General features: G+C 57.7%; 21 protein-coding genes and 1 pseudogene. 10 read left to right on the top strand and 12 right to left on the bottom strand.

What is annotated here, in order from left to right; genetic code table 11:
* Nucleotides 1–137: 137 nt before the first annotated feature.
* Nucleotides 138–1,604 carry a hypothetical protein gene (locus ACSQ9D_RS22490; protein WP_436284177.1) on the top strand — a complete coding sequence of 489 codons (1,467 nt, stop codon included), beginning with the start codon at nucleotides 138–140 and terminating at the stop codon, nucleotides 1,602–1,604.
* 84 nt (nucleotides 1,605–1,688) lie between these two features.
* Here ACSQ9D_RS22490 and ACSQ9D_RS22485 read toward each other — a convergent pair whose 3' ends face one another.
* The 8 genes from ACSQ9D_RS22485 to ACSQ9D_RS22450 all read right to left on the bottom strand — a co-directional run bounded on the left by ACSQ9D_RS22485 (nucleotide 1,689) and on the right by ACSQ9D_RS22450 (nucleotide 10,117).
* Nucleotides 1,689–2,957: an O-antigen ligase family protein gene (locus tag ACSQ9D_RS22485; RefSeq protein WP_436284176.1), complete on the bottom strand. Its 1,269-nt coding sequence runs from the start codon at nucleotides 2,955–2,957 to the stop codon at nucleotides 1,689–1,691.
* A 332-nt stretch (nucleotides 2,958–3,289) separates the two neighbouring features.
* Nucleotides 3,290–4,507: a glycosyltransferase family 4 protein gene (locus ACSQ9D_RS22480; protein WP_436284175.1), complete on the bottom strand. Its 1,218-nt coding sequence runs from the start codon at nucleotides 4,505–4,507 to the stop codon at nucleotides 3,290–3,292.
* Nucleotides 4,508–4,571: 64 nt separating this feature from the next.
* A complete protein-coding gene (locus ACSQ9D_RS22475) occupies nucleotides 4,572–5,246 on the bottom strand; it encodes a polysaccharide deacetylase family protein (RefSeq protein ID WP_436284174.1) in 675 nt (224 codons plus the stop codon).
* 1 nt (nucleotide 5,247) lies between these two features.
* The gene (locus tag ACSQ9D_RS22470; protein WP_436284173.1) at nucleotides 5,248–6,204 is read right to left on the bottom strand and encodes a glycosyltransferase; all 957 of its coding nucleotides are present in this window, start codon (nucleotides 6,202–6,204) and stop codon (nucleotides 5,248–5,250) included.
* 97 nt (nucleotides 6,205–6,301) lie between these two features.
* Entirely contained in the window at nucleotides 6,302–6,577 is a 276-nt protein-coding gene (locus ACSQ9D_RS22465) for an acyl carrier protein (protein WP_436284172.1), read from the bottom strand.
* A 38-nt stretch (nucleotides 6,578–6,615) separates the two neighbouring features.
* The gene (locus ACSQ9D_RS22460) at nucleotides 6,616–7,842 is read right to left on the bottom strand and encodes a pyridoxal-dependent decarboxylase, exosortase A system-associated (RefSeq protein ID WP_436284171.1); all 1,227 of its coding nucleotides are present in this window, start codon (nucleotides 7,840–7,842) and stop codon (nucleotides 6,616–6,618) included.
* Complete coding sequence (locus ACSQ9D_RS22455) at nucleotides 7,835–9,421, bottom strand: acyl-CoA ligase (AMP-forming), exosortase A system-associated (protein ID WP_436284170.1); 1,587 nt, start codon at nucleotides 9,419–9,421, stop codon at nucleotides 7,835–7,837. Before ACSQ9D_RS22455 ends, ACSQ9D_RS22460 begins: the two co-directional genes overlap by 8 nt.
* An 18-nt stretch (nucleotides 9,422–9,439) precedes the next feature.
* The gene (locus tag ACSQ9D_RS22450) at nucleotides 9,440–10,117 is read right to left on the bottom strand and encodes a hypothetical protein (RefSeq protein ID WP_436284169.1); all 678 of its coding nucleotides are present in this window, start codon (nucleotides 10,115–10,117) and stop codon (nucleotides 9,440–9,442) included.
* A gap of 397 nt (nucleotides 10,118–10,514) precedes the next feature.
* Between ACSQ9D_RS22450 and ACSQ9D_RS22445 the strand changes: the two genes are divergently transcribed.
* From ACSQ9D_RS22445 to ACSQ9D_RS22435, 3 genes are read left to right on the top strand one after another with little or no spacing between them, the layout of a single operon-like run.
* Entirely contained in the window at nucleotides 10,515–11,765 is a 1,251-nt protein-coding gene (locus ACSQ9D_RS22445) for a glycosyltransferase family 4 protein (protein WP_436284168.1), read from the top strand.
* On the top strand, nucleotides 11,737–12,738 hold the full coding sequence (locus ACSQ9D_RS22440; protein ID WP_436284167.1) for a glycosyltransferase family 2 protein: 1,002 nt from the start codon (nucleotides 11,737–11,739) through the stop codon (nucleotides 12,736–12,738). The genes ACSQ9D_RS22445 and ACSQ9D_RS22440 overlap by 29 nt, the downstream gene beginning before the upstream one ends.
* Nucleotides 12,739–12,761: 23 nt before the next feature.
* Nucleotides 12,762–13,637: a hypothetical protein gene (locus ACSQ9D_RS22435; RefSeq protein ID WP_436284166.1), complete on the top strand. Its 876-nt coding sequence runs from the start codon at nucleotides 12,762–12,764 to the stop codon at nucleotides 13,635–13,637.
* Nucleotides 13,638–13,675: 38 nt separating this feature from the next.
* Here ACSQ9D_RS22435 and ACSQ9D_RS22430 read toward each other — a convergent pair.
* Nucleotides 13,676–13,996: pseudogene (locus tag ACSQ9D_RS22430) on the bottom strand (hydantoinase B/oxoprolinase family protein); the annotation flags it as partial.
* 195 nt (nucleotides 13,997–14,191) lie between these two features.
* Between ACSQ9D_RS22430 and ACSQ9D_RS22425 the strand changes: the two are divergent.
* From ACSQ9D_RS22425 to ACSQ9D_RS22405, 5 genes are all read left to right on the top strand, one after another.
* The gene (locus ACSQ9D_RS22425) at nucleotides 14,192–14,554 is read left to right on the top strand and encodes a hypothetical protein (protein ID WP_436284165.1); all 363 of its coding nucleotides are present in this window, start codon (nucleotides 14,192–14,194) and stop codon (nucleotides 14,552–14,554) included.
* A gap of 163 nt (nucleotides 14,555–14,717) precedes the next feature.
* The gene (locus tag ACSQ9D_RS22420) at nucleotides 14,718–15,230 is read left to right on the top strand and encodes a copper chaperone PCu(A)C (protein WP_436284164.1); all 513 of its coding nucleotides are present in this window, start codon (nucleotides 14,718–14,720) and stop codon (nucleotides 15,228–15,230) included.
* A 47-nt stretch (nucleotides 15,231–15,277) separates the two neighbouring features.
* Nucleotides 15,278–15,646: a copper homeostasis periplasmic binding protein CopC gene (copC, locus tag ACSQ9D_RS22415; RefSeq protein WP_436284163.1), complete on the top strand. Its 369-nt coding sequence runs from the start codon at nucleotides 15,278–15,280 to the stop codon at nucleotides 15,644–15,646.
* Nucleotides 15,643–16,521, top strand: a complete 879-nt coding sequence (gene copD, locus ACSQ9D_RS22410) for a copper homeostasis membrane protein CopD (RefSeq protein WP_436284162.1) — start codon at nucleotides 15,643–15,645, stop codon at nucleotides 16,519–16,521. The genes copC and copD overlap by 4 nt, the downstream gene beginning before the upstream one ends.
* A 122-nt stretch (nucleotides 16,522–16,643) precedes the next feature.
* Entirely contained in the window at nucleotides 16,644–17,246 is a 603-nt protein-coding gene (locus ACSQ9D_RS22405) for a HupE/UreJ family protein (RefSeq protein ID WP_436284161.1), read from the top strand.
* A gap of 58 nt (nucleotides 17,247–17,304) precedes the next feature.
* Here the strand turns inward: ACSQ9D_RS22405 and ACSQ9D_RS22400 are convergent, their stop codons facing one another.
* Both ACSQ9D_RS22400 and ACSQ9D_RS22395 read right to left on the bottom strand, forming a co-directional pair.
* A complete protein-coding gene (locus ACSQ9D_RS22400; RefSeq protein WP_436284160.1) occupies nucleotides 17,305–18,090 on the bottom strand; it encodes an SDR family NAD(P)-dependent oxidoreductase in 786 nt (261 codons plus the stop codon).
* 25 nt (nucleotides 18,091–18,115) lie between these two features.
* Nucleotides 18,116–18,793: a FadR/GntR family transcriptional regulator gene (locus ACSQ9D_RS22395; RefSeq protein WP_436284159.1), complete on the bottom strand. Its 678-nt coding sequence runs from the start codon at nucleotides 18,791–18,793 to the stop codon at nucleotides 18,116–18,118.
* Between the two features lie 126 nt (nucleotides 18,794–18,919).
* On the opposite strand from ACSQ9D_RS22395, the gene uxuA reads away from it, so the two are divergent.
* The gene (uxuA, locus tag ACSQ9D_RS22390) at nucleotides 18,920–20,107 is read left to right on the top strand and encodes a mannonate dehydratase (protein ID WP_436284158.1); all 1,188 of its coding nucleotides are present in this window, start codon (nucleotides 18,920–18,922) and stop codon (nucleotides 20,105–20,107) included.
* A gap of 66 nt (nucleotides 20,108–20,173) precedes the next feature.
* Here the strand turns inward: uxuA and ACSQ9D_RS22385 are convergent, their stop codons facing one another.
* Nucleotides 20,174–20,578 carry a response regulator gene (locus ACSQ9D_RS22385; RefSeq protein ID WP_436284157.1) on the bottom strand — a complete coding sequence of 135 codons (405 nt, stop codon included), beginning with the start codon at nucleotides 20,576–20,578 and terminating at the stop codon, nucleotides 20,174–20,176.
* Nucleotides 20,579–20,648: the final 70 nt, after the last annotated feature.

The raw sequence follows: 20,648 nt of genomic DNA, 5'->3' as shown, positions 1-20,648 counted from the left end.
CCGCCGCCCGAGTGTGTCGGAGGCTGCATCCTAATCCCAATAGAGGATAGGCAAACGCTTACTTGATTTTACGTGATCCGATAGACTGTTTGCCATTTCGCCTGGACGCGTAACGACGAGAGCTGAAGGAATAGCACATGCTGTTGGAATCTGATCAACTCGACGGCCAATTCGTCATTTCCACAGAGCCGCGACCTTGTGCCCAGGACTGGCATCGTCTCCAGTTCGGCTCTCTGCACCTTGCGCTGGCGCCATTCTCGAAAACCGTGTCCGTGCTTGACGCCACGGGAAAGCAAATCGGTGCATTCCTGGGAGCACCGATCGATCTCGAGCAACTCCGTTTGATCGGTGAACAGTACACCATCGACGCCAGGATTGATGAGATTGACGACATCGACGATTTCGTTGAAACGCATATCTACAGACTGACGGGCAGTTTTCTCTTCATCCTGTGCACTCCAACGCACAGGCGTATCTATCTCGATGCAAATGGCACGCTCTCGCTGGTTTATGACCGGGAGGCTCGTGCAGCCGCTGCAACGGCGGCGGCGTTGCTCAGTGGCGACCAGTATCATCAACGCTTTCGCGCAAGGCTCTACAAGACACTCGACGTCGACAGCGCGGGTTGGTTTACCGGCATTTTAACAGCCCACGTCGGAATTGATCGCCTCCTATGCAACCATTATCTTGACCTGGACACGTGGACTGCAAAACGTCACTGGCCTGCTGCGCCCGTTTCTACCTCGACCGAGCCGACGGCAGCTTGCGCGAGGATTTTCAATCGCGTGACGCAAACAATCGAAGTCTTGGCTCGCGCTGGGAAGACGAGCGTAGCCTTGACGGCGGGAAGCGACTCACGCTTGTTGCTTTCTTGCTGCCGCGCACTCCTTGGCAAGGTTACCTTTGCCACCGTGAAGGCACCCAATGCCAACGTCGACATAGACTGTGCAAAGCGTCTGGCGCACACATTTGGCCTTCCCCACGAGTTCTTGCCTTATCGAGAGGCAACGCCCTCACAGGCGGAGCTGTGGCGGCTTAGGGCGGGCCATTGCGTGGGTGGAAACAATGTTAAGATGCATCCGAGCGTACAGCCGCTGGAAGGCCGATATTTCGTCGGTGGTCTCGGCGGCGAAGTCGGTCGCGGGTTTCTTTGGCTCAACGCGAACCGAGACACCGTGCTTGATGCAAAAGGTCTCGTGAGCCGGTTAAAACTACCCCAGGACGAGGAGGTTCTACGCTCTGTCGAGGACTGGCTCTCTCCCATATCGCATTTCGATGCGTTGCTGAAACTCGATCTCGCCTACATTGAATTGAGAATGAGCTCCTGGGGATTCTGCGATTCCTACGTGAAGCCACATCAGAACGAAATACATCCGATGATATCCAGAGCCAACTACACAGACATGCTTTCTCTGCCACCGGAGGCCAGGCGAAAGGGCGACATCTACTTTCGACAGATCGAGCGTTCGTGGAAGGAAATTTCGGAAATACCGATCAACAAGTATGGAAACTACCGAGACGTGCTGAGACCCGCTTTCTCAGCCATCCGAAACCCTAAGCGCGCCTACAGAAAGGCCGTGCAGCTCATTGGAGCGCTTGGCTGAAGAGCTGAGAAGCGTTCGCCATGCGGCACGGGTTAAACGGCTGGGGGTGCGACAGCCGCTCTGGTGGTCAATTTGGCAGCATGCTCATGTCTCTGTGACCAGGGCATTGCGCCTCAGGTGCCTGGAGCGGTTTTTGTCGCCAATGCTTGCCAGCCGTTGCGGGACTTTGCAATCAAGCAACCAGACTCCAGAGCCGCCGAGAAAGAAAAACCAAGCGTACGCAGCGACCCAGAAATGGACAGTTGAGCCGACAAAGACAAAGGTCACCATGCAAATCAGATAAGCGGTCCTGCAGGCATCAATGGTCGGGTCGGTAACTTTAATCTTGGCCACAGAGAGCCAGATGCAAAGCCAAGACAGGGTCATCAGCAGAAAGGCTGGCAGGCCATGACGCATTGCCATCAATAGCCAGAAGTTGTCGACGCTATCTCCCATCCACACGGGCCTCGCCCATTCGCCCAGCCCAATTCCGAATATTGGATGGTTGGCAACGGATGCAGAGCCGTACTCCCAGATCAGGAGTCGAAACCACCCCGTCTGCTGATCAAATGTAAAATGCGAAATATAGAACTGTGCGGGTGTCTGATTGGAACCGAACTCAACAACGAGATAGCCGGCAAATGCAATCACCCACAGCAGCTTCCACCGACCGGCGAAACCGCCGAGGATCTTGTTCCACAGCAGCAAGCTGATTTGAACTGCCACTCCACCGATCGGCGCAGAAGACATTGACAACAGCGCAGCAAACCCCACCAGGACGGTAAGAACACCTCGAAAAACAGCCGAATGTTTGCCTTTGGTTGCCAAACATGTCAGCGCGAGCATGCTTCCACAGAAAGTACCGAACAGAATTGAATGGCTAAACGGCCCCTGGACGCGCCAAAAGCCCATCCGCGGCGCCATCCTCGTGGCTGTTTCCGTGCGGAACACCGTTCCAAAAGCGAGAAGGAGCAGATTCGTCCCGGTCACCCACTCATAGAGAGCAAATGGCAGCATACAGACGATCAGCTTGGCGACAAACACAACCATATTGCGAAAGTCCTTCGCGCTTCGAATACAAACGCGTGCCAGCAAATACGCCCCCATACTTTCTATGAAGAGAATACCTGCTGGCTCAATAGCGGGCGCAGCGCCTTGGACCACAACGAAGGAGATCGCTGCCCACAGACAAAAAAGGAGAAGACCGAAATCAGCGATTCTCTTAGTGCCAGCTTTGCCTTGCAACCACATGACAAGGCACGGCAATAGAGTCATCAGGAGCACGATCCGATAGACTGACAGGTTCAGAGAGCCAATCGGAAGTATCCACGGCACCAGCAATCCGATAAGGAAAAGCTTGGCGGGCCACGCCAACCGAGTGTCTACCTCTTGGTCGGAAGGTACGGGCACCTTTGCGGCTCGATAACCAATCCGCGGTCGTACCTCTCGATCCTTCAGGGAACTGCGCAGGGATAACCGCCTCGAAGGAATTCCATAGTGTGGACTTGCTACCATCTTCCGCCCGGTCTCACTGCACGCTCGACAGCCGTTTAGAAACGGCCAGGAAAAACATTAGTCGCTATCACCTCGGACTGCGATTAGTCCTTCCGATGCTCATCTCGTCCAAAATGACTAACCCACGCTCCGCACTTGGCGCATGAGCTGCTGGGACCGGTGGTGCCTCAAAGCCGAGCACGCGGCACATGTCATCTGCGCCCTGCGCCATGTCTGATCAGCTCGGCATAAATTGAGTCCATGCGGTCAAGTTTGGAGGACCACAATGCCGTTTGCGTCGCATGCGCGTAAGATGCAGCGCCCATCCGCGCGCGCAACTCGGGGCTTACCACAAGCCTGCGTACGGCATCGGCAATGTCGACCGCAAGTGCGTCCGGCGTAGAGATGCTAAGCTTAATTGCACAGAGATCCGACGTCGCACTCCCGGGACCGCCGCGATCAACCACGACCAGCGGCAGTGAAAAACTCATGGCTTCGAGTGCAACGTTTCCGCCCGGCTCACGGTAGCTTGGGAAGACAAAGACATCGGCATTTCGATAGAATCCGGGAAGCTCATCTTTTGGACGCCACCCAAAGAGGGAAACCCGCTCGGAAAGACCCAGAGACGCTATTAATGCCTCGCATGCGCCGCGATCGGGTCCCTCTCCGACAATGGCGAGCTCGACGGGCAAATCACGCAACAGCGCCATGGCGCTAATAATGTCTCGCGCGCCCTTCGTCCGGATTAGACGCCCCGCGTATAGCAGCTTCACCGGACCTGATTGTCCGGATCTGACGATCGGGGGCGGTATCACGTCGATACCTGTCTCACTCATGACTTCGAAACGCCGAACGGGAACGGCAGACAACTGCTCCTCAACATATCCAGCGATGCCGAGAACGCAGTCGGCGCTTCCGTACGTTCGCCTCAGGAGTGGGTCCCAGCGAAGACGATGGCGATCGAGATTGCGCAACCGAGCGTACCACGGGGCCGAGCTATCCTCGCCAACAAATCCCGGGGGGGTATTGAGGCCGCCTCCAACCGGCCCGATGACCAGTGGCAAACCGAGATTTGCAGCTGGCGAGGGATACCGCATCGCGACTGGCACGGGCTGATGCACAATATCGAACCTCATGCCGTCCGTAAGTGCTTGGCGGATCCAACGTCGCGCACGGTAATAAAAGGGAATGTAACCAGGCTTCAGAATGCTGTTCAGTCGCTCTGCCCGACCAAGGACCGGTGGCTCGCTCCACTCCACGATTTTCACGTTGCTAAGTTGGCGAGAGGCAGGTGTTGCACCTTTCTTATGATAGGTCAGCAACGTCACATCGTGACGCTCACCGAGCCGCCGAGCCCACTGATATGCGACCCATGCCTCGCCAACATCTTCACCATTGCATGTCGGCGCCACCAGCAGCAACCTTGCCATCTCAGTCTCTCCATGCTGTCAACGCTCTTCGGCGAAGACCTTCCAAACCGTGATGCGCGAAGGCTTACACCCGGAACTTCGTTCGCGCGGCGTTACGAAGCCTTCTCCAGAAAGGGATCTGTCCTGACAAAACATCGTCGAGCGCACTGTCCGCGGTCTCGGCTCGCACGGAGTTCCTAGGTCTGAGAAAGCCCTCCACTTCAGCGCTCCCTCCCCCACTTGAGTAAGCCGCCCTGTATCCCGCATTTCGTATTTGCTTTAGAACAGAGGCATTATACCATCCAAACGGCATCGAAGCTGTGTTGACGGGACAACCACATATTTCTTCCAGCTGCGCTTTTGACGCTTCGAGTTCAAAGTGAAGTTCGCTGGTTGTCAGTCGTGTCCAGTCGCGATGACCAACGCCGTGGCTACCGATACGCATTCCCTGAGCAATAAGGGTACGGATGTCATCTGCGCTAAGAGAACCCGCCTGTCCTATGCGCCCGGTCAAGACAAAAAACTCCGCGCGAAGACCGCGCCGTCGAAGTTCGGGTGCAGCGATCAACAGATCGGAGGCATTTCCGTCGTCGAACGTGATTTGTATTCGTTGGCGCGCGGGATGAGATGCAATGCGATCGAGGATCGCCAGAAAGCGATCACGGCTAAGCCAGTAGTCTTCTTCGCCGGGCTCAAGCTCACGCAGTGGCGCTCCAATCCCGTGAAAATTAACGATACGGTACTCACCTCGCCTCGCCATCTTAGCCCCGCGTACTTTCCACAAATGCAGCAGCAGATCGAAGGGGAGAAACTGCGCTCATCAGTGCGGCGCGATGGGTTGCTCCGCGCCAGGATCTGACCGCATGTCCGAGGATCACGCCGAACTTGAAAACCGAGGTTCGCAGCGCGCCGTGGTGACGGGCGTAGTAGCGAATTCTGTTGGCGGTCAGCAACGCGAACAGACGAGGTCCTCCGCCACTGCCGCCGCCGGCATGCATCACCTTGGATCGCGGTTCATAGACGATGTCAAACCCAGCTTCGCGAATCCTTCGCTGATAGTCGACCTCTTCACTGTACAGAAAAAACGTTTCATCCCAGGCACCGACAACTTTTCGGGCTCTAGCCGCAACAAGGAGCGCGGATCCGGTTGCCCATTGCACGGACTGTCGCCGATCGTAGTGACGTAGCTCGCCCACGATCTCCCCCAACCCAAGCCGCGCGGCAAGATTGCCCCCTAGAATGGCATCAGCCCAGGCGGTGATGATGGACGGCTCGCGTCGTAAGGTGGGGTCGATGCTTCCGTCTTCCTTGTAATTGATAGGAACGACTACCCCTACTGTCGACGTTGCGACTTGTTCGACGAGTGGCCCGACCGCACCTGGAAAGAGCCGAAGATCGGGATTCAAGATCAGCAGATGGGCTGCGATATCAGCTCGGCGGGCAGCAATATTGATTGCCGCTGCATAACCGGCGTTGCGACCCGTGCGTATGACGGTAGGGCGCAACGGATGCGTCTCAGCGATTTCAGCCGATCCATCTTTTGAATCGTTATCGACAACAATGATCTCGAAACGATCCACACCCTGCAAACCATCAACAAGGGAATCCAATAACGGGGGCAGGGCACCGGCACTGTTGAACGTTACGATGACGACAGCGACGCTCGTCCCGGTTTCCCTGGTGCGGAGCGGAAGAACATTGTCTGCTAGTGCTGTCATTGTTTCCCTCGCCTACTTTAGTTCGCCTTATTCGATGGAGCCAAAGCCATCGCGAATTCCTCTGCTTGGTTTGCAGCACTTTGTCTTCCTGAGGTCGCTAGCCGACGGCGATCTCCGCCTTCGGACGATGCCGGTCTACGAAGGACGCAAGCGATCCAACCGTTTCGAAGAGCTCAGCGCTGAAATCATCGTCGTCGATGTGAATCCCAAACCGCGATTCGAGTGCTGCCGCCAGGCTGAGCACGGCGAATGAATCAAGTTCCGGCAAATTGCCGAACAGCGGGGTTGATGGGTCCGCGATGCGGGCCCTATCCTCGATGCCGAGGGTCTCGGCGATGACGTCTTTCACAGATTCGAGCGTTGAAGAGTTCATGATGCCTCACAATGATAGTGGAAAGTGGTAACGACGTTTCAGACCAGCACCTCCGGCGGCATGGGATGCCCAAGAAATGCGGTGGGACTAGCGGTCAGGCCATAGGCACCGGCTTGGAAGATAACGACGAGATCGCCCACGTCTGCGGGTGGCAAACAGACGTTGTCACCGAGCAGATCGAGTGGGGTGCAAAGGCAACCGACTACCGAAACGGTCTCCCGCTCAAGCTTATTCATCTTGTTGCCGATGACGATGGGATAGTTGCGGCGGATCACCTGGCCAAAATTGCCTGATGCGGCCAATTGATGGTGAAGCCCTCCGTCGACCACCAGATAGACCCGGCCCCGCGACACCTTCCGGTCAACGACCTTCGTTACATAAACGCCAGCTTCGCCAACGAGGTATCGGCCAAGCTCAATGACAACCTTCGCATCGGGCAATGCAGGACGGATTGCGGTTTCAACCAGCTCGGTAAGCCTCTTTCCAACTGGAACGAGATCGAGAGCACGATCCTTTTCAAAATACGGGATCCCGAAACCACCACCGAGATTGAGGTAGCGAACGGACTGCCCATACTTTCCGGAAAGCTCCAGCAGCAGTTCGACATTGCGAGAGAGAGCTTCGCAAAGAATATCCGAGTGAAGATTTTGCGAACCTGCGAATACGTGGAATCCGAGGAAATCCAGATCTGCACTTGCCAGTTTTCCAAGCAGAGACGGCACCTCTTCGGCATCAACGCCGAACTGTTGCGGCCCCCCTCCCATCTTCATCCCGGAACCTTTGACCTGGAAATTTGGGTTCACTCGCAAAGCCACTCTTGGTCGGATGCCGAGGCGGTTTCCAGCTTCGATGATGCGGGACGCCTCCGACTCCGATTCCATCTCGATCGTCACGCCAGCGGCGATGGCCTGGGTTAATTCGATCGACGTTTTCCCGGGACCTGCAAAACTGATGTTGGAGGCAGGCACCACGGTGTCTAGCGCGGTCTTCATTTCGAATGCGGAAGCAACGTCGAACGCATCGACAAGCCCGGCGATATGCTGGACCACTGCCGGCATCGGGTTGGCCTTGACGGCATAGCTCAACTTGACGTCCCTTGGCAGAACCGAGCGGAGATAGGCCACTCGCGCGGTTATCAATCGGCGATCATAGGCGAAGAAGGGTGTCGTTCCGACGCGATCCGCGAGACGATCCAGGCGAACTCCGCCGACAGCCAGGCAGTCTTCGGCGACGTCGAACATGTCAATGGAAGGATGTTCACTCACTGTCCAATTGCTCCCTCAAGAGAACGCGGTCGAACTTGCCGTTTGGGTTGGTTGGAATGGACGCCATCTCGATGACCTTCGAGGGCACCATGTATTGCGGCAACCGATGTCTGAATGCGGTCAATAAGGCACCCACATCCAGCGTTTCGGCGATCGGACTGGCGATCAGAACGATACGCTGCCCCAGGGCTTGGTCATCGATCCCCATGGCAACGGCGTCGCGCGCCAGACCCGAGGCATAGGCGACCTCCTCGATTTCGGTTGGACTGACACGGTACCCTGACGTCTTGATCATTTCGTCGCGGCGACCAACGAAGTACAGGAACCCCTCTTCATCACGAACCACGGTATCTCCCGAAAACACCGCCATTTCCGGTTGCCGCCAGCTGGCGCCGGTTGCTGGCCACGGTCGGAAGCGTTCGCTGGTGCGGGCAGGATCGTTCCAATACCCAAGCGCCACGAGCGGGCCCCTGTGGACTAATTCGCCCGGTTCGCCCGGACTACAGAGCGTTCCGTCGGGCCGCACGACAAGGATTTCTGCATTGGGGATCGCCTTGCCGATCGAATCCGGCCGCCGGTCGATCTGCGACGGGTCGAGATAGGTCGATCGAAACGCCTCTGTCAGTCCATACATCAGATAGGGAAGCGCATTGGGAAACGAAGCACGAAGTCGGTCGAGTGTCGCCTTGGGCATCCTCCCGCCTGTATTTGCGAAATAGCGCAGTCGAGCGCCGACCTCGGTTGGCCAGCTAAGGCCCGCGACCTGAATCCAAAAAGGTGGAACGCCGGTAATCCCCGTCACCTTGTGCTTCTCGCATAGCCGCACGACATCACCGGGCAGAAGGTAGTTCATAAGCACGACATGAGCGCCGGAGTTGAAGGCCGTCGTCAACTGGCTCAATCCCGCGTCGAAACTCAGTGGCAGCACGGACAGGATCGTGTCGTGCGGACCGTTTGCGAGATAGTGACTTACGCTCTCGGCGCCCACGATGATATTGCGATGACTGAGGACTACGCCTTTCGGCCTGCCCGTGCTTCCGGAGGTGTAGAGGATAGCTGCAACATCACAGTCGACGCCTGTCGCTGGAGGTTCGTCGGCTTCTGTTGGAACCAGTTCGATCCACGAACGGGTGGTTGGATACCCTCCATCCTTTCCTGCTTCTGACCTCGAGCCATCGACAAGGACGACATGTTCCAGCGATGGAATGTCAGCGAGGTGGTCCCGGAGTTGGGCCAGGCGATCTGCCGATGTTACCAATATCCTGACATCGCAGTCGGCTAGTATGTAGGCGACTTGTTGTGACCTCAATACGGGATTGATGGGCACCGTCACGCAACGTGCCGCCGCCGTTCCGAATATCGAAACGATGGTCTCCACGCGTTTATCGAGGAGAACCGCCACGCGGTCGCCTGGTCTGATTTCGAGGGCGCCAAGGGCTGAGGCAAATCCGCAAGCGTTTTGCCATAGCTCAACGTAGCTACTGGTGATGTTCTTGTATGTCAGCGCAGGAGAATTGCCGAACGAAGCTGCCCCATGGCGAAGCAGATCGGAAATATTGCTCTTAATCGGCGGCTGCATTGATGTCCAAACTCCTCACTACCAAGGTACGCAGGTCAGTTCGCTGTAGAGGTAGTCGACCTCGCTCGGAGACACTCGGTCGCTCAGGAACATCTTTGGACGCGGCGATCGAAGCGAGATGGACAGTTTTGGGTGCACGTCGGCAAAGCGGTCTTCGACAAAGGTCGCGACAACACCAAAGCGCGTTAGCAGGTAGCTAAAGATGTGGTGAGCAGTCTCCGCGAAAAGGTCGCGGTCCCCTACATGCAGGATCGACGCAAATACCCGAAGCCTTTTGCGCGTATCCTTGCGGAATATGACGTAGCAGCAGCGATCGCGCTTTATCACAGCGAGATGATGTGCGGCGGGAGCAAGGGCATGGTCCTTGTAGATACCGAGATTGCGTTCGTCGAGGTGACGCTCGATTAGACGTGGATCGGTGACAATCGAAACGCCGCTTCCCCAACTCGGCCGAGGAAGGTTTATCACCAGGGCAGCTGCTGTGTCGATTTGCTGGAACTTGAGCCGACGATTGAGCGGAACGACATTCCCGCTTGGCGACAGATCGGTGAACGTGTAGCCACCCTGGTCAAGGAGTGCCTTTAAGAGTCGCAGGCCATGCGCTCGATAGCCATCCAGGACGCACCAGGCACTCAAGTTGCAGAACTTCTCGACACTTTCTCCAACGCGTCGCGCCGAATAAAAGGCAACATACACACCGACTATGCGTTCTCCACTGACCAGCATGTAACCGTGATTGGGGGACGTTGCCTGCCATGATGGCCGTATCGCAGATGCCCATGTCGCTGGTGACAGCCGCCCATTCAGCTCTGCATGAAGGAAGTCTGCCACTCGCTGCACGTCGCCAGAAGAAATCGGACGGAGCAATGTACTTCCATCTCTTTCTCGGGAAATTTCCTCCGGCACCGACGTGTTTTCCTTTTGCTACTCATGTAAACAAGCAAATCTCGAAATATCTTTACATACAATACTGTCCAGATTCATAGATACCCATATGGTTGAACCACGGATCAACCAAAAGCCACCCTTTTTAACCGGTTTGGTAACTAGAGTGGCGTGGCGGCGGGACCGTATCATCGAGCCTTGATGTGTTTTGAACACACGGGAGGCTGTCATTCCTAGCAACCATCACATTCTGATCCTGGTCGAGAATCTGCCGGTCCCGTTCGATCGTCGGGTCTGGCAGGAAGCGAAGGCACTGGCTGAGGCCGGCTACGAGGTGTCGGTGATATGCCCCAAGGGAAAGGGACACGAAAAAAGCTACGAAGTCCTGGAGGGTGTCCATATATACCGGCACGCTCTTCGCGAGGCCTCTAGCGCAGCTGGATACTTGAGAGAGTATTGCTTTGCGCTTTTTCACCAGACCTGTCTCTCTTTCCGCGTTCGCCGACGCCAGTCAATCGACGCCATTCAGGCGTGCAATCCCCCCGACCTGATGTTCCTGGTGGCGCTGATCCATAAATTGCTATTCGGCACACGCTTTGTATTCGACCACCACGATCTCAGCCCGGAACTCTATGTTACCAAGTTTGGGCGGAAGGACATATTTCACCGGTTGCTCTGCTTCTTTGAACGGCAGACATTCCGGATGGCGGACGCCAGCATCGCGACGAACGAGACCTTTCGTGACATTGCCGTCGCACGAGGCGGCATGGCTCCCGATCGCGTCGTCGTTGTCAAGAGTTATCCGGAAGCATCGCGGTTCCGGCGCACCATTGCGGATCAGTCGCTCGTCGCTCCCGGCAAGCACCTGATTGGCTATCTTGGCATCATGGGTGAGCAGGATGGCGTGGAGACCATGGTGCGCGCCCTCGCCGAGATTATCCACGTGCGCAAGCGAAACGACGTCCATGGCCTCATCATTGGCGATGGTCCCGAACTTGGTCGGTTGAAAAAGCTCGCAGCCGACCTGAACCTTGGCGATTCCTTGCGCTTCAGTGGCTATCTGAGCGGTCAGCCGCTCATGGCGCATCTGTCTGCGCTCAACATCGGTGTCATTCCCGATCCGCCCAACGAATTCAACGACAAGCTGTCAATGAACAAGGTCTTTGAATACATGATGCTGGGCCTGCCCATCGTTCAGTTCAACCTTCGGCAAGCGAGGCGCGATGCTGCAGAAGCGGCCCTTGTGGTCCCGGAGCATTCGCCAGAAGGCCTCGCGGACGGAATTCTTGCGCTTGTGGATGATCCGCAGCGGTGCATGGAGATGTCAGCTGTGGGACGAGCCGTCGCCGAGCGTGAGTTCCAGTGGGCAAACGAAGCTCGCCGCTATTTGACTGCCTACCGCACGGTGTTTCGCAGGAGGTTGGACGTCAATGATAAGCGTCATTATCCCGCATCTTGACCAGCCCGAAATGCTCCGAAGGTGCTTGGCTTCGCTGACACGCGAGGTTAATCCGAGGCTCTCGGTGGAGATAATCGTGGTGGATAACGGGTCGAAACAGATGCCCGTGGAGGTCTGCGCGTCCTTTCCAAATGTCAGGCTTCTGTCGCAATCGGTGCCCGGTCCAGGTCCGGCCCGTAATCTCGGTGTAGCAAACGCGGCCGGAGACACCCTTGCGTTCATCGATGCTGACTGTGTTGCCGCAGATGGGTGGTTGGATGAAATCGAGCACCAGTTTTCCTCTGATGCAAATAAGTCCATCCTTGGCGGAGACGTGCGGATCGGATGCGAAAATCCAAGCCATCCGACGCTTTTGGAGGCCTATGAAAGCGTGTTCGCCTATCGCATGAAGGAGTACATAGCAAAGCAGGGATTCACGGGAACCGGCAACCTGGCAGTGCGCGCGGAGGTCTTCGCCTCGGTCGGTGAATTTGGGGGCATCGATATTGCCGAAGATCGTGATTGGGGTCAGCGAGCTTTAAAAGGAGGCTATCGAACGCACTATTGCGAGAAAATGATTGCCTACCATCCCGCTCGCAAGAGTTTTTCGGAATTGGCCTTGAAGTGGCAGCGACACACTGCCCATGATCTTGCCCGTATAAAGGGCAGGCGCGGCTGGAGGTTGCGCTGGATCGTGCGGGCCGCCGCTGTTGCTCTTTCTCCCGTTGCAGAAGTGAGACGGATTTGCAGCTCAGAGCGCCTGAGCGCTTGGAGGGCGCGCGGACTGGCCTTTGTCGGCCTCGTACTTATCCGCGGCTACAGAGCCGCTATCATGGTTTCACTTGCCTGCGGCGCGACTGATGCGACGACGCTAAGCCGTCGCTGGAACCCGCGGTCCATAGCTGGAACTCCTTCAAAGAATACGGGAGCCATCGTCATCGCGCCGAACATCGCAGATGACATCCGCAAGACGCGAAAATCTGGCCAAGGTTGACACCGGTCGAAAGGGTGAAAAACATGCAAAAGCAGACTGAAGCAGTGATTGTCTTGCTTTGCCTGTCGGTTCTGACCGTCGTTGCGCCACTGCACCGGGCCAGCAGCGCGCAGGCAATCGACCGTAGCTCGTTTCCTGGCCCGAACAATACCGGCGTGCCGAAGGGCACTGAGCTTACGCCCTACACGGGTCCATGCGGAATTGCCGAACCGAACACGGTGATCGACGCCAAACGGGTGACTTGCGACTTGCACATCATGGCGCCCGGTGTTCGCATAACGCGGAGCACGACAAACCGGATCGATGTCGACACCCCCGGCGCCTCCCTGACGATCGAGGACAGTGTGGTCGATGCGGGGCGTTGGGAGTCTGCTGCCCTTGGCTATTCAAACGTGACTGTAAGACGTGTAGAAGTGAGGGGCGGGGGGGCAAGCATCCATTGCTCGCCAAATTGCCTTATCGAGGACTCGTGGTTGCATGGCCAATACATGCAGCCTGGAGAACCAGCACATCTTGGCGGCTACGCGGCCTTCGGTTGGGGTGATGTCACGGTTCGTCACAACACAATAGGCTGCGACGTGCCGGACAATGACGTTGGAGGAGGATGCTCCGGCAGCGCACAGATCTATGGTGATTTTGCATCGCTCTCCAGATTCACTTTCGAGCACAATCTCTTTCTGGCGACACCAGGTGGATTTTGCACATCGTTTGGACTGAACCATGGAAAGCCTTTCGGTGACAACCCGACCTTCATCGTCGTTACCGACAATGTGTGGGAACGGGGGCCGAATGGCAATTGCGCCGTTTACGGGCCAACCACGTCGTTCGACGCGCAGGGTGAAGGCAACGTGTGGCGTGGCAATGTCTGGGAGGACGGCACCGCCGTGCAGGCGAGGTAGCCTGCACGCGATCAAATCGCCTCCGCCGTCGACTAGGGTCAGTTTCCAAACCCGCCGGCGGTCGGCGTAACGACCGTGACGGCCTCCCCCGCCTCGAGCACTGTCTGATCACTCGCCCTTAGTATTTCGATCCGACCATCCAACCGGCGGACACTTGTTACCCCAACCCTACCGTCGCCCCCTCCATTGAGGCCCCGAGGCGGACGGTTGCGGTGGGACGACAGGATGGCGCATTCCATCCGTTCCAGAAATCGAATGGTGCGTTCAGTCCCGTCGCCGGCGGTCCACTTTCCTTTTCCACCGGAGCCCTTTGTGATGTGAAAGTCCTCCAATAGAACTGGAAATCGGAGTTCCAGCATCCAGACAATGTGTACACATTGCCGTCCTCATTCAATGTGCAGCCCTCACGCGCCGCAACAGCGTCAGCGATCCCGCCGCGAGCCCCTTTCAAATTGCCGCATTGAGATTTATTGAAGTCTCCCATACTGACGTCCGGTCAGGGAGAATGACGGTTGAGAGCGAGGCAAGCGAAAATCACGCAATGGATGGTACGCATGACCTGCGCCATCGCGCTGCTGCTTGTCGGCTTCGCTCATCAGTCGCCATCCTTTGCCAAGGGCGCCCTCGTCCCTGCCGAATTTGCTGAATACGTTCTGCCGGACGGCACGCTTCCCGTTATCTGCGTTGCTGGCAAAGCTGGTGGGATGCACAAGCATGAAAAGGCACAAATGCATGGCTGCGAGGCCTGCCGGATCGGTGCCTCGGTCTTGCTGCCTGTTCCTGAGAACTCTGGCACGAAGCATATTTGGCCCTTAACCGCTGCCAGGCAGGTCTACCACACCGAGATATCTCCGCGGCGAATACTCCCGCCAAATACCGGACCGCGGGCGCCTCCCCGCAACTGGGCATTTGCTTGACAGCGAATGCTGCAATGCTTGCCGTTAAGGTGGCCGACCCTCTGGGATCCGTTTAGCCCCGAACCAAAGCGTATCTACGTCGCATTTTCATTTCGCAAGGAAGCTCTCGTCGACGCCGCGGCTTTTCGTGCCGTTCAAGGAGCCTGTCCTGTTGGAGAACATTATGAAGCAGCTTTTGAGACTCGTCACAGCCCTATTGTTTGCTGGCCTTTTCGCCGCAATCGCCAATTCCCATGACTTCAAGGCCGGCGACATCGCAATTGGCCATCCGCATGCACGCGCCATGGTGCCAGGCGCCAAGGTCGGCGGCGGATACCTCAAACTCACCAACGCCGGTTCGACCGACGACAAGCTTGTCAGCATCACTTCCGAGCGCGCAGCAAAGACGGAAGTCCATCAGATGAGCGTCAACAACGGCGTGATGACGATGCGCCCCGTCGCCGGTGGGCTCGTCATTCCAGCCGGTCAAACCGTCGAGCTGAAGCCAGGCGGCTTCCACATCATGTTCATGGACGTGGCAGAGCCCTTCAAGGAGGGCGAGATGATCAAGGCGACCCTGACATTCGAAAAGGCCGGCTCCGTCGTCGTCGAATTTGAAGTTGGTAGCGCTGGCGGAGCCAGTGCAAAAGACCACCACTCCGACATGGACGGCATGGATATGTCCAAACCGCAATAGGCTCCTATCCCTTGCGAAACCATCGTCTGAATTTAGGAAGTAAGATCATGCCGACACTTTCCCGCCTTGTCGCATTGTCCACCGTTGCGATCCTCGGCTTTGCCGGGCAGGCCCTCGCGCATGCACAGCTGACGAAAATTGTGCCTGCCGACAAGGCAACGGTCGCGACCTCCCCTGCCGAACTCGACCTGCACTTCTCCGAAGAACTCGACATCAAGTTCTCCGGCGTGAAAATCACCGGCCCGGACAAGGCTATGGTGAAAACCGGCGACGCGACGCTGATGGATGAAGGCAAGACCTTGATGGTCCCTCTTCCCGAAAAGCTTGGCCCTGGCGCCTACGCCGTGGAATGGCACGTCCTTTCAACGGACGGCCACAAGACCAATGGCACCTACGGTTTCACGGTCAAGCCGTGACACCAGACGCCGCACTCATCCTGTGCCGCTTCCTGTTTGATGCCGCCGCCGTGTTTTTGTGGGGCGCATCGGCCTATCTCAGCTGGGTCGTGCCTGCAGACCTGGCGGCACAGGTGAGCCGACGGCTCCGCAACTGGTACATCATCGCACTCCTTCTCGTCATCGGCACGACCGCATCGCTGCTGCCGTTACGGGCGGCAACGATCGGGGAAGGCTGGAGCGATGCGCTTGTGCCGGAGATGATGCGATCCATTCTTTCAGGAACAACCGTCGGGCAGGCCTGGATTGCCCAGGCTGGTGCCACCGTTCTCCTGGCAATGTCGTGCCTTGCGCCTGTCCCGTTCAGACACCGCGCCCGGGCGATGTTCGCCGGATTGCTGTTGCTCAGTCTGACGATCAGCGGTCATGCCGCGATGAACAGTGGTGCGTTGCGGGCACCGCAGCGCCTTAACGACGGCCTTCACCTCCTGTCCGGTGGCGCCTGGCTCGGGGCGTTGGTGCCTGTCATCGTCATCCTGCCGATGCTGCGCGACGCAAAATGGCAGAATGATGCGCGGGTAGCGCTGATGCGGTTTTCGACCGCGGGCCATGTTGCGGTCGCAGTCGTGATCGCGACTGGCATCATCAATACGTTCCTGATCATCGGATCGCCTCCGCTGAATTGGCGGCTCGACTATCAGTTCCTGCTCAGCGTCAAGATCCTGATCGTGTTTGTCTTGGTCGCGCTTGCGATCACCAATCGCTACATTCTTGTCCCGCGGCTCGCCCGCGGCCCATCGCTGCAGTTGCTGAAATGGGCGACTGCCGCAGAAATGGTCTTGGGCTTGGCGGTGCTCGGCCTTGTTGCGGTGTTTGGCACCATGCCGCCAACCTGAGGGGCACGACGCGTCGGAAGAAAATCTACGTCAAATGACGGTGTCGACCGATTTTTTGCTTTATCCTCCTGATCCGGCATGCCATTTTTTTGCGTCGACATTGCACACAAACGGGGGCATCCATGTTTTCAAAGAGCACCAAATTCAACGTCCTGCTCGCGGCTGCCGCCCTTGCTCCGTCGCTTGCCTTCGCCCACACCGGCGTTGGACAGACGGTTGGCTTCCTCCACGGCTTCAGCCATCCGGTTTCGGGTCTCGATCACGTGCTCGCCATGGTTCTGGTCGGCCTTATCGCCTGGCAGATTGGCGGCCGTGCGCTTTGGCTGGTTCCTTTGACCTTCGTCTCGGTGATGGCTATCGGCGGCGCCCTCGGCATGATGGGGATCGCCTTGCCCTTTGTCGAAGCCGGAATTGCTCTTTCCGTGATCGTCCTGGGCGCTGTCGTTGCGCTGGGCATCCAGGCTCCGGTCGCCATCGCGGCAGCGGTCGTCGGCCTGTTTGCGATCTTTCATGGACACGCGCACGGCTCTGAGATGCCGGCCGCGGCAGGCGGTGTCGCTTATGCGGCGGGTTTCATGCTGGCCACCGCAGCACTAAACCTTGCCGGCATTGGCCTTGGCTATCTGATCGGCAAAGTGAGCGAGCGGCGGGGCGCAGTTATCGCACGCTCGGCCGGCGGCATTGCCGCGCTGGCCGGCGTAGCCCTGCTCACCGGTCTCGTCTGACGTTTGGTGGAGTGCGCCTAGGACCGGTGCCAACGCAAGGGGATTTTGAAAATAGGCTTCAACGCACGCCTATACCGGCCGTCAACCCGCCATCGATCCGGTGATCCGATCCGGTAATGAAGGCAGCGTTGTCCGAGGCAAGGAAGGCAGCAAGCGCGGCCACCTCTTCGGGCTCGCCAATGCGGCCAAGCGGATGCGCTTCGCCGAAACGCCGAAAGACGGCATCGACATCGGCATCGTCTCCTTCGAACGTTCGCGCGGCGAGTTCCAGGATCGGCGTACGCACAGAACCCGGGCTGATCGATACGACGCGAATCTTGTCTGCGGCGAAGTCGATCGCCATCGCTCGCGTCAACGCATGGATCGCGCCCTTCGAAGCGACGTAGGCTGAGACGCCGGGCTGGCAGGCAAAGCCTTGCACGCTCGAGATGTTGATGATGGCGCCGCCGCCGCGCTTGCGCATTTCTGGCACGCCATGCTCCGCCGTCAGATGGATCGAGCCGACGTTCACCGCCATGCAGCGCATGAAGGTCTCGAAGGGCGTATCCGTGGCATTGCCATAGGGATGCACGGCCGCCGAGTTGACGATGATATCGAGGCCTTTGTAGACAGCGATGGTCTGGGCAAAGGCATCACGCACGCTGGCGGGAATGGAGACATCCGTATGGATGACGCGCAGGGCCAGTCCGTCTGCAGCAGCGATCTCGGCAAGCTCAGCATTGGCCTTTTCATCGATGCCGAGGGCGGCAACGGCGGCGCCCTCTCGCGCCAAATGCAATGCGATCGCGCGTCCGATCCCGGTCGTGCCCGTGACAACTGCAGTCTTGCCGGCAAATTCTCCCATCGGTCTTCTCCACCTCTTGCCGCATTCATTCGGAAATGAATTCAAGACCGGCGCTCAGATGCCGATCCATGTGATAGATGAAAGCAATCCGGTTGCGATCGCGCAGCGCTTGAAGAATGTCGCTGTGCTCGGTTACAACAGTCTGCAGCGCCAATCGTTGCGATTTGCCCGCAAGCATCAAGCGCTGAATGACCGGCTTCAGCATGCCATAGGTTTCCGACAATGTGCGATTGCCCGCGCCATCCACCAGCATGCGGTGAAACTGGAAATCGAGTTCGGAGGCACGCTCGGCGTTTTGCGCTGTCAGAATGGACGCATTGACCGCCTCCATTTCGGCAAGAGCCTGTTCCGTAAGGCGCTCGGCGAGCACATCGAACAGGTTCATTTCCGTCAGCCGCCGATACCCCTGTATGTCGCGGAAAGCATCGACGGAAATCTCCATGGCAAAAGAAAAGAGATCGCGCATCGCGTCTTGATGCTGGTCTGTCAGGACGGCGCCGACCTTTTGCCTGGATTCAGCGACCCCATATGCCTTCAACGTGCGGAAGGCCTCACGCACCGTATTCCGACTGGAATCGAACATCGTGGCCAGTTCGACCTCGCTCGGCAAGACGTCACCTACACCAAGCCCGCGCTCGCGGATCAGAAGGCGGATTTGCCGTACGACGTCATCGACTGCCGAAGCGCGATTGCCTGACTCCACGCCAATGACCTCCGTTTCCATAACTGCCAGCCTAATATGTTGGGCTTAATTTCACAATGATCGATTTCTTCTTGCATCCAGCGATGAGATTGCGATTAATTGTCCAACATTTCGAGGAGGTATCCTATGTTGGAAAGTTGGCGCTGGTTCGGACCTCAGGACCCGGTTACATTGTCCCATGCCCGTCAGGCGGGCGCACAGGGTATCGTGACGGCCCTCCACCATATCTATGACGGCCGCGTCTGGAGGCCGGAGGACGTGGCCGAACGAATGGCACTCGTGAGAGATGCCGGCATGGCCTGGTCGGTCTGCGAGTCCATCCCCGTCAATTCGGCGATCAAACTGCGAAACGAAAACTGGCGCCGTTATGTCGACGCGTGGAAGCAGAGCCTCGCCAATCTCGGCAAAGGCGGCGTGCCGATTGTCTGCTACAACTTCATGCCGGTCGTGGACTGGACGCGCACAAACCTCCTTTACCCAACCCCCGTCGGCGGTCTGGCGCTGCGCTTCGACATGATCGACTTCATCGCCTATGACGTCTTTGTCTTGAAGCGTATGGCAGCCGAAGACAGCTACGACGCCGCACTGGTCGAGGCAGCGCGAAAGCGATTGGCGGGCATGAGGGACGAGGATGTGCAAACCCTCGAAAAAAATATTATCGCTGGCCTGCCCGGCGGCGAGGACAGCCACACGCGCGAAACCATCCGCACGCATATTGCAGCGTTTGACGATCTCTCAGACGACGACATGCGCAGCAATCTGGTCGACTTTCTCAAGGAGGTCGTGCCGGTCGCCGTCGAAAACAATGTCCGTCTTGCAATTCACCCGGACGACCCTCCGTTCTCGTTGTTCGGGTTGCCGCGCGTCGTATCGAAGGCGGAAGATATCGGGACCATTTTTTCGGCGGTCGATCACACCGCCAATGGCATAACCCTTTGCGCCGGTTCCTACGGCTCGCGTCCCGGAAACGACGTCGTCGACCTGGCGAGCCGCTTTGCCGAGCGCATCCACTTCGCGCACCTGCGAAATGTCAGCAAGGAACCAGATGGCTCCTTCATCGAAGCCGAGCACCTTGGTGGCGACGTCAACATGGTTTCACTGATTTCGGTACTGCGCCGAGAAGAACGTCGACGGGCCGCAGTCGGCAGGACCGACAGCGTTATTCCAATGCGTCCCGACCACGGCCATCTCCTGATCGACGACCAGACGAAGACGGTCAATCCAGGCTATTCGTGCATCGGCCGGCTGAAGGGACTGGCGGAGCTCAGAGGCGTGATCGCAGCGGTAGATCAGCTGGACGTTCGAGCAGCCTGACGATGACCACGTCGCGACGTTGACGGTTGGCGCATACCGGTCATGCGGGAATTCACATCGCAACCGTCAGGCACTGCGGCGCACATCGAGCGCATGGCGCAAAGAGGTCTGCACATTCGATGGCGTGGCCGGCTTGCTGAGGATGTCCAGCGCTCCCTGAACACGCCCGACGACGGCTTCAGGGTTGCCAGTCATGAAAACCACGGTTACGCCAAATTCCTCGACGAGACGTTGTCCAATCTCTGGCCCCGTTGCACCGTCGGCCAGGTTGACATCCACAAATGCAATGTCAGCCAGCGGCGCCAGCGTCAGCGCCTGCTCCTTGTCGCGGGCGACACCGGTCACGTCGAGCCCCATTTCCTTGATGGTCGATTCAAGGTCAAGGGCAATCAGGAATTCATCCTCAACGATCAAGACGCTTTGACGCGCATCACCGTATGTCGGCCGCTTGGTTTCGACATCGCTGGCCATGAACTGCCCCTTTTTTTACTCATTTTGCAACACTGGTTACGCTCAACTGCATGTTGGTTGGCGCCTGGAT

The sequence above is a fragment of the Rhizobium sp. LjRoot258 genome (assembly GCF_964254185.1).
Lineage (GTDB): Bacteria > Pseudomonadota > Alphaproteobacteria > Rhizobiales > Rhizobiaceae > Rhizobium.
This window is presented reverse-complemented; position numbering and strand designations above follow the sequence as displayed.

Excerpts from the sequence above, each read along its gene's own strand:
- ACSQ9D_RS22475 (WP_436284174.1), bottom strand. The coding sequence starts at position 5,246 with ATGGCGAGGCGAGGTGAGTACCGTATCGTTAATTTTCACGGGATTGGA.
- ACSQ9D_RS22405 (WP_436284161.1), top strand. The coding sequence starts at position 16,644 with ATGTTTTCAAAGAGCACCAAATTCAACGTCCTGCTCGCGGCTGCCGCC.
- ACSQ9D_RS22400 (WP_436284160.1), bottom strand. The coding sequence starts at position 18,090 with ATGGGAGAATTTGCCGGCAAGACTGCAGTTGTCACGGGCACGACCGGG.
- copC (WP_436284163.1), top strand. The coding sequence starts at position 15,278 with ATGCCGACACTTTCCCGCCTTGTCGCATTGTCCACCGTTGCGATCCTC.
- ACSQ9D_RS22435 (WP_436284166.1), top strand. The coding sequence starts at position 12,762 with ATGCAAAAGCAGACTGAAGCAGTGATTGTCTTGCTTTGCCTGTCGGTT.
- ACSQ9D_RS22490 (WP_436284177.1), top strand. The coding sequence starts at position 138 with ATGCTGTTGGAATCTGATCAACTCGACGGCCAATTCGTCATTTCCACA.
- ACSQ9D_RS22470 (WP_436284173.1), bottom strand. The coding sequence starts at position 6,204 with ATGACAGCACTAGCAGACAATGTTCTTCCGCTCCGCACCAGGGAAACC.
- ACSQ9D_RS22425 (WP_436284165.1), top strand. The coding sequence starts at position 14,192 with ATGACCTGCGCCATCGCGCTGCTGCTTGTCGGCTTCGCTCATCAGTCG.
- ACSQ9D_RS22385 (WP_436284157.1), bottom strand. The coding sequence starts at position 20,578 with ATGGCCAGCGATGTCGAAACCAAGCGGCCGACATACGGTGATGCGCGT.
- ACSQ9D_RS22480 (WP_436284175.1), bottom strand. The coding sequence starts at position 4,507 with ATGGCAAGGTTGCTGCTGGTGGCGCCGACATGCAATGGTGAAGATGTT.
- ACSQ9D_RS22420 (WP_436284164.1), top strand. The coding sequence starts at position 14,718 with ATGAAGCAGCTTTTGAGACTCGTCACAGCCCTATTGTTTGCTGGCCTT.
- ACSQ9D_RS22465 (WP_436284172.1), bottom strand. The coding sequence starts at position 6,577 with ATGAACTCTTCAACGCTCGAATCTGTGAAAGACGTCATCGCCGAGACC.
- uxuA (WP_436284158.1), top strand. The coding sequence starts at position 18,920 with ATGTTGGAAAGTTGGCGCTGGTTCGGACCTCAGGACCCGGTTACATTG.
- ACSQ9D_RS22440 (WP_436284167.1), top strand. The coding sequence starts at position 11,737 with ATGATAAGCGTCATTATCCCGCATCTTGACCAGCCCGAAATGCTCCGA.
- ACSQ9D_RS22455 (WP_436284170.1), bottom strand. The coding sequence starts at position 9,421 with ATGCAGCCGCCGATTAAGAGCAATATTTCCGATCTGCTTCGCCATGGG.